Here is a 7,877-nt window from a genome sequence, read left to right as displayed (position 1 = left end):
GTTATAATGTGTTTCTTGAAATATATGATGATTTAGGATAATATCGTTAATGGATAAATAGGTTGCGATGGAGGGTCTATATGTCAAACAGATTTGCAGTGATTCTAGCTGCAGGTAAAGGCACACGTATGAAGTCCAAGCTATACAAAGTGCTGCATCCTGTATGTGGAAAACCAATGGTACAACATGTAGTCAATGAAGTATCTCAATTAGGATTGCAGAAACTTGTAACAGTCGTTGGACATGGTGCTGAAAAGGTACAAGAACAGCTAGGAAACGTAAGTGAGTTTGCATTACAAGCAGAACAACTTGGTACAGCTCATGCTGTCGATCAAGCTGCAAGTGTACTTGCAAATGAAGAGGGAACAACTTTAGTTATTTGTGGTGATACACCTCTAATAACTGCTGAAACGATGGAAGCATTGCTTCAGCAACACGAAGAAGCGGGAGCAATGGCGACGGTACTAACAGCGTACATAGAAGAGCCTGCTGGATATGGCCGTATCGTTCGTAATGAGAATGGTCATGTTGAAAAGATTGTTGAGCATAAGGATGCAAATGAAAAAGAATTAGCTATTAAAGAAATCAATACAGGTACGTATTGTTTTGATAATAAAGCTTTATTTGCTTCACTTTCTAAAGTTTCAAATGATAATGTACAGGGCGAATATTATCTTCCGGACGTTATTGAAATTTTAAAAAATGAAGGTCATATTGTATCAGCTTATCAAACAGAGCACTTCGATGAAACGTTAGGTGTTAACGACAGAGTCGCTCTATCGCAAGCGGAAATTATTATGAAAAATCGTATCAACAGAAAGAACATGGTAAATGGTGTTACAATTATTGATCCAAGTAACACATACATTTCTGCGGATGCAATTATTGGTAGTGATACAGTTCTTCACCCAGGAACGGTTATTGAGGGGAACACTGTAATTGGTTCTGATTGTGAAATTGGACCGCATACAGTAATTCGCGATAGTGAAATTGGAGATCGTACGGTAATTCGTCAATCTACTGTACATGACAGCAAACTTGGTACAGAAGTATCAGTTGGTCCATTTGCACACATTCGCCCAGATTCAGTTATTGGAGATGAAGTGCGCGTTGGAAACTTCGTAGAAATCAAAAAAACTGTTTTTGGTAATAGAAGTAAAGCTTCACACTTAAGTTATATCGGGGATGCACAAGTTGGAGAAGACGTGAATCTTGGTTGTGGTTCAATTACGGTGAACTACGACGGCAAGAATAAATTTAAAACTGTAATTGGTAACGGGGTATTTATTGGATGTAATTCAAACCTTGTTGCTCCTGTAACAGTTGAAGATGGTGCTTATGTGGCAGCAGGCTCTACAATAACAGAGAATGTTCCATCAAAAGCATTATCAGTAGCACGTGCACGTCAAGTTAACAAAGAAGACTATGTTGATCAATTGCTGAATAAGAAAAAATCATAATGTGGAGGGTTAATCTAGATGTCGACTCAATATCTAAATTCTAATTTGAAAGTATTCTCTTTAAACTCTAATAAGGAACTTGCTGAGCAAATCGCAAAGCATATTGGAGTAGGACTAGGAAAATGTTCTGTTGATCGTTTTAGTGATGGAGAAGTTCAAATTAACATTGAAGAAAGTATCCGTGGTTGCGATGTATTCATTATTCAATCTACAAGCTTCCCAGTAAACGAACATATCATGGAATTACTTATTATGATTGATGCATTAAAACGTGCATCTGCAAAAACAATTAATATTGTTATTCCTTACTATGGTTATGCGCGTCAAGACCGTAAAGCGCGTTCTCGTGAACCAATTACATCGAAACTTGTAGCAAACTTGCTTGAAACAGCAGGTGCAACTCGTGTAATCACTCTAGATTTACATGCTCCGCAAATTCAAGGATTCTTTGATATCCCGATCGACCACTTAATGGGTGTACCGATTCTTTCAGACTACTTTGAAGCAAAAGGCCTTAAAGATATCGTAATCGTATCTCCTGATCACGGTGGTGTAACGCGTGCTAGAAAAATGGCGGATCGCCTAAAAGCGCCAATCGCTATTATTGATAAGCGTCGTCCTCGTCCGAATGTATCTGAGGTAATGAACATTATCGGTAACATCGAAGGCAAAACAGCAATTTTAATTGATGACATCATTGATACAGCTGGTACAATTACATTAGCGGCAAACGCTCTTGTTGAGAACGGTGCTTCTGAAGTATATGCTTGCTGTACACACCCAGTATTATCTGGTCCAGCAATTGAGCGTATTCAAAATTCGAATATTAAAGAGTTAGTTGTAACGAACTCTATCGTATTACCAGAAGAGAAGAAAATTGATAAAGTACATGAACTTTCAGTTGCTCCATTAATCGGAGAAGCAATCATTCGTGTATACGAAGAAGAATCTGTAAGTGTATTATTCAATTAATTGGATAGAATGAGACGTAACCAAGCTTGGTTACGTCTTTTCGTATCGAAAAAAGAAAGTAGTGGTACAAGAATGAAATTAATAGTAGGACTTGGGAACCCAGGTAGAGAATATGAATTAACAAGGCATAATATTGGATTTATGGCAATCGATGAACTTGCAAAACGTTGGAGTATTTCTTTGAATGAACAAAAGTTTAAAGGGGTATTTGGCGCAGGTTTTGTTAATGGGGAAAAAGTAATCTTACTAAAGCCACTTACATATATGAATTTATCTGGGGAAAGTATCCGTCCACTCATGGATTATTATAAAATTGATGTCGAGGACTTCATTGTTATGTACGATGATTTAGATATTCCTGTAGGTAAATTACGCCTTCGCATGAAAGGTAGTGCGGGTGGACATAATGGTGTGAAATCAACAATTTCACATTTAGGAACACAAGAATTTCAACGTATCCGCATGGGAATCGATCGTCCGAAAAATGGGATAAAAGTAGTGGATTACGTATTAGGACGTTTTACATCTGAAGAAATATCTGGCGTTAATCAATCCATTGAAAATGCAGCAGATGCATGTGAGGAATGGTTAAATAAACCTTTTCTCCAAATCATGAATACTTTTAATAGTTAAGCGCACAATCTGGAATATTTTATTTTGTTTTATCCCATACTAGTAGCAATTGGATATTTAGGAGGCTAGTATGGAAGGTTATTATTACTGTAGACATTGTGGAAGTAATGTGGGCTCCATTATCGCAGAAAAAGTATATAGCGACGTTTTGTTTCAACTAACAGAGCAAGAAGTAGTGGATATGATTCATTTTCATGAGAATGGAAATATATATATAAAAACGATTTGTGAATCGTGTCAAGAAACGCTCGCATCTTATCCTGAGTATTATGAATATGAAAAATTTCTGCAATAAAATGTTGTCGCTTTGGCATGTCCAAAGCATTTTTCTGTTTTCTTTTTCCAAAATATTTGCATAAAATATAGTAACTTGCTCTTTATGTTGAGAGGAGTTTTGAAAATGATAGGTTTATTAGAGCAATTTTATAAAAATGAAGAAATACAATCGGTTATTAATGGGCTAGAAGATGGGTTGAAAGAACAACTTGTATCGGGTATGGCAACATCCTCTCGTTCATTATTAATGGCAGCTTTATATAAAAAGACAAAGCAATCACAACTTATCGTGACGCACAATTTATACCAAGCACAAAAAGTACATGAAGATTTAGTGGCGTTACTTGGTGAAAAAGATGTTTGGCTATATCCGGTAAATGAATTGATAGCATCGGAGGTTGGTGTTGCAAGTCCAGAATTGAAGGCACAGCGTATTGAAGTGTTAAATCGCTTAGCTGCAGGAGAGAATGGGATTATTGTAGCGCCAGTTGCAGGGCTGCGTAGGTTTTTACCAATAAAAGAATTATGGAAGCAAAGGCAAATTGAAATCAATCTAGGGCAAGAGATTGATTTAGATGCACTCTTGCATACCTTACATCATATTGGTTATGAGCGTAAGTCGATGGTAGAAGCTCCAGGAGATTTTAGTTTGCGCGGGGGAATATTAGATATTTACCCATTAACTGAAGAATTACCATTTCGTATTGAATTCTTTGATACACAGGTTGATTCTATTCGATTATTTGATGTGGAAGAACAGCGCTCTCAAGATAAAAGGGAAAGTGTTCGGTTTGGTCCGGCAACAGAGTTTTTATTTTCACAGGAAGAATTGAAATCGGGAATTAAGCATCTTGAAGAAGGTTTGACTAAGACGATGCAAAAGCTTTCCGATGATAAATTAAAGACTACTGTGCTTGAGACGGTTAGTCATGAACTTGAAATGTTGAAAAACGGGCAAAGTATAGAACAAATGTTTAAATATTTATCTATTTTCTATAAAGAACCTGCTAGTCTGATAGATTATTTACCAGAAAATGGTGTTGTGATTTTAGATGAGATTTCCCGTATTCAAGAAACTGCATCACATCTTGAAACAGAAGAAGCGGAATGGTATATCTCACTTCTTGGCGAAGGAACAATTATTCAGGATTTATCTTTCTCCCACTCGTTTGAGGAGTTTCTTCATAATAAAAAAAGAAGTTTTGTATATTTAACGTTATTCTTACGCCATATAGCACACACACATCCTCAAAATATTGTGAATGTGACATGTAAAACGATGCAAGATTTCCACGGACAGATGCATTTGTTAAAAACTGAAATTGATAGATGGAATGAAGGTAATTTTACGACCGTTGTGCTTGGAACAGATGATGAACGTGTAAAAAAACTACAACATATTTTAAGTGATTATGATATTGATGCAGACATTGTAGAGGCGACAGATATCTTATTGCCTGGAAGGTTACAAATTGCTGTAGGTGATTTACATGCAGGCTTTGAAATGCCGATGCAAAAGTTTGTTGTCATTACTGAAAAGGAGCTTTTTCATAAGAAGGTTAAAAAATCACAACGTAAGCAAAAGTTATCTAACGCTGAACGTATTAAAAGTTATTCGGAATTAAAAGTTGGAGACCATGTAGTTCATGTAAATCATGGTATAGGTAAATTTTTAGGTATTGAGACATTAGAGATTAATGGTGTTCATAAAGATTATTTAAATATTAAATATCAAGGTAATGATAAGTTATACGTTCCAATTGAACAAATTGATCAAGTGCAAAAATACGTAGGGTCTGAAGGTAAGGAACCAAAAGTTTATAAATTAGGCGGAAATGATTGGAAGAAGGTCAAAACGAAAGTTGAAAAATCTGTACAAGACATTGCAGATGACCTAATTAAATTATATGCCGAGCGTGAAGCTTCGAAAGGTTATGCATATACACCAGATACGGCAGAGCAACAAGAGTTTGAATCTTTATTCCCATATCAAGAGACAGAGGATCAATTACGTTCTATTGAAGAGATTAAGAAAGATATGGAACGCGGACGTCCGATGGATAGGCTTCTTTGTGGTGACGTAGGATATGGAAAGACTGAAGTAGCTATTCGTGCGGCATTTAAAGCAATTATGGATGAAAAACAAGTTGCGATTTTAGTACCAACAACAATCCTTGCACAACAACACTATGAAACAATTCGAGAGCGTTTTCAAGATTATCCGATTAATATAGGGTTACTAAGTAGATTCCGTACACGAAAACAACAAAATGAAACGATTAAAGGTTTAAAAGATGGAACGGTGGATATTGTAATCGGAACGCATCGTATTTTATCTAAAGATGTTACTTATAAAGATTTAGGACTTCTTATTATTGATGAAGAACAAAGATTCGGCGTTACACATAAAGAAAAAATTAAACAATTGAAAGCAAATGTTGACGTGTTAACATTAACGGCAACTCCGATTCCACGTACACTTCATATGTCTATGCTTGGTGTGCGCGATTTATCTGTTATTGAGACACCACCAGAGAATCGTTTCCCAGTACAAACATATGTAGTAGAGTATAATCCAGCGTTAATGCGAGAAGCGATAGAGCGAGAGTTAGCAAGAGGCGGTCAAATTTACTTCCTGTATAACCGTGTGGAGGATATTGAAAGAAAAGCAGATGAAATTTCGATGTTAGTTCCAGATGCTCGTGTAACATACGCACATGGGAAAATGAATGAAGGTGAATTAGAGTCTGTTATGCTATCGTTTTTAGAAGGGCAGCATGATGTTCTTGTAAGTACAACAATTATTGAGACGGGTGTAGATATTCCGAATGTAAATACATTAATTGTATTTGATGCAGATCGTATGGGATTATCGCAGTTGTATCAGCTTCGTGGTCGTGTTGGGCGTTCTAATCGCGTCGCGTATGCATACTTTGCATACAAACGTGATAAAGTGTTATCGGAAGTTGCAGAGAGGCGTCTGCAAGCAATTAAAGAGTTTACAGAGCTTGGATCTGGTTTCAAAATTGCGATGAGAGACTTATCAATTCGTGGTGCGGGTAATTTGTTAGGGGCAGAACAACATGGATTTATTGATTCTGTCGGATTTGATCTATATTCTCAAATGTTAAAAGATGCAATTGAGCAACGTAGAGGAACAGACGGAGTTGAAAATACCGTTAATGTTGAAATTGATTTAGAAGTAGATGCATATTTACCGGATGCGTACATTTCAGATAGTAAACAAAAAATTATGATGTATAAACAATTTAGAGGTATTTCTGCAATTGAAGATATTGAAGAGTTGCAGGAAGAGATGATCGACAGATTTGGTGATTATCCACAAGAAGTTGGTTATTTATTACAAATTGCAAACATTAAAGTGTTGGCAATGAAAGAACAAATTGAGTTAATTAAGCAAAATAAATTTGAAGTAACATTCCTGTTTTCTGAACAAGCGAGCCAAAATATAGATGGTGGAAAATTATTCATGCTAGGAAGTAGTTTTGGCCGTATGATCGGTCTTGGTATGGAGGGGTCACAATTGAAAATTGTGATGAAAACGAATGGATTAGAGACGTCGAAATGGTTAACAATTGCTGAAAATTTATTAAAAGGCTTGCCAGATGTAAAAAAAGAAGTAATAAATGCCTAATATAAGATAAAAAATACAATTCGACGTGCATAGAAGAACTAATGTGTAAAATACTATGTTTAATAGTTGGTGATTTTTACATGAACAGGTAAATTCACCACTTTGATCATCAGTAGAAAGTGAGGCAGCATTAGAATGAAAGCAACTGGAATCGTACGTCGAATTGATGATTTAGGCAGGGTAGTAATTCCGAAGGAAATTCGTAGAACTTTACGTATTCGTGAGGGAGATCCACTAGAAATATTTGTTGATCGCGATGGAGAAGTGATTTTGAAAAAATATTCTCCAATTAGTGAACTAGGTAATTTTGCAAAGGAATATACGGAAGCTTTATACGATAGCTTAGGACATAATGTGCTTGTATGCGATCGTGATTCTATTATCGCAGTAGCAGGCGCATCTAAAAAAGAATACTTAAATAAAAGTGTTGGCGATTTAATTGAGAAGACAATGGAAGAGCGTAAGTCTGTAATTATGACAGATGAAAGCGAAATTTCAATTATTGATGGAGTAACAGAAAAAGTGAGCTCTTATACAATTGGCTCGATTATTGCAAATGGAGATCCAATCGGAGCTGTCGTTATCTTCTCTAAAGAGGCTATTATAAGTGAAGTAGAGCATAAATCAGTAAATACAGCTGCAAGCTTTTTAGCGAAACAAATGGAGCAGTAGCGAAGTGTAATTTCTATAAGTAGCAATCTTTCCTAATTATGATATTTCTATTTGAGAAATTAACTATTTGGAGATATAAGTATATTGAACGAAGGTAGCGCTTTGCTACCTTTTTTCATTGAATATTTTTGCTGTTGAAAGAAGTCAGTGAATGTAAGAACCTGTCTAAAATCTAGGGTATAATCTATGTAAAAAGGATGATTCCTATG

The 7,877-nt window shown here is 35.9% G+C and carries 6 protein-coding genes; all 6 read left to right on the top strand.

Annotated features, from left to right (window positions below):
- The first annotated feature begins 80 nt into the window (after window positions 1-80).
- The gene (gene glmU, locus AB3X49_RS14755) at window positions 81-1,460 is read left to right on the top strand and encodes a bifunctional UDP-N-acetylglucosamine diphosphorylase/glucosamine-1-phosphate N-acetyltransferase GlmU (RefSeq protein WP_002091584.1); all 1,380 of its coding nucleotides are present in this window, start codon (window positions 81-83) and stop codon (window positions 1,458-1,460) included.
- Between the two features lie 18 nt (window positions 1,461-1,478).
- Window positions 1,479-2,432, top strand: a complete 954-nt coding sequence (locus AB3X49_RS14750; protein ID WP_002091580.1) for a ribose-phosphate diphosphokinase — start codon at window positions 1,479-1,481, stop codon at window positions 2,430-2,432.
- Window positions 2,433-2,504: 72 nt separating this feature from the next.
- Entirely contained in the window at window positions 2,505-3,065 is a 561-nt protein-coding gene (pth, locus tag AB3X49_RS14745) for an aminoacyl-tRNA hydrolase (protein ID WP_087943057.1), read from the top strand.
- A gap of 70 nt (window positions 3,066-3,135) precedes the next feature.
- Window positions 3,136-3,360, top strand: coding sequence for an anti-sigma-F factor Fin family protein (locus tag AB3X49_RS14740; RefSeq protein ID WP_002091576.1), 225 nt, complete (start codon window positions 3,136-3,138; stop codon window positions 3,358-3,360).
- A gap of 105 nt (window positions 3,361-3,465) precedes the next feature.
- Window positions 3,466-6,996 carry a transcription-repair coupling factor gene (mfd, locus tag AB3X49_RS14735; protein ID WP_002009668.1) on the top strand — a complete coding sequence of 1,177 codons (3,531 nt, stop codon included), beginning with the start codon at window positions 3,466-3,468 and terminating at the stop codon, window positions 6,994-6,996.
- Between the two features lie 135 nt (window positions 6,997-7,131).
- Window positions 7,132-7,668, top strand: coding sequence for a stage V sporulation protein T (gene spoVT, locus AB3X49_RS14730; protein ID WP_002009670.1), 537 nt, complete (start codon window positions 7,132-7,134; stop codon window positions 7,666-7,668).
- The last annotated feature ends 209 nt before the right edge of the window (window positions 7,669-7,877 follow it).

Source organism: Bacillus sp. C30 (assembly GCF_040838255.1).
In the GTDB taxonomy this organism is placed as follows: domain Bacteria; phylum Bacillota; class Bacilli; order Bacillales; family Bacillaceae_G; genus Bacillus_A; species Bacillus_A mycoides.
Note: the sequence above shows the minus strand (reverse complement) of the source record. Positions and strands in the feature narration are given on the sequence as shown.

Excerpts from the sequence above, each read along its gene's own strand:
- glmU (WP_002091584.1), top strand. The coding sequence starts at position 81 with ATGTCAAACAGATTTGCAGTGATTCTAGCTGCAGGTAAAGGCACACGT.
- AB3X49_RS14750 (WP_002091580.1), top strand. The coding sequence starts at position 1,479 with ATGTCGACTCAATATCTAAATTCTAATTTGAAAGTATTCTCTTTAAAC.
- pth (WP_087943057.1), top strand. The coding sequence starts at position 2,505 with ATGAAATTAATAGTAGGACTTGGGAACCCAGGTAGAGAATATGAATTA.
- AB3X49_RS14740 (WP_002091576.1), top strand. The coding sequence starts at position 3,136 with ATGGAAGGTTATTATTACTGTAGACATTGTGGAAGTAATGTGGGCTCC.
- mfd (WP_002009668.1), top strand. The coding sequence starts at position 3,466 with ATGATAGGTTTATTAGAGCAATTTTATAAAAATGAAGAAATACAATCG.
- spoVT (WP_002009670.1), top strand. The coding sequence starts at position 7,132 with ATGAAAGCAACTGGAATCGTACGTCGAATTGATGATTTAGGCAGGGTA.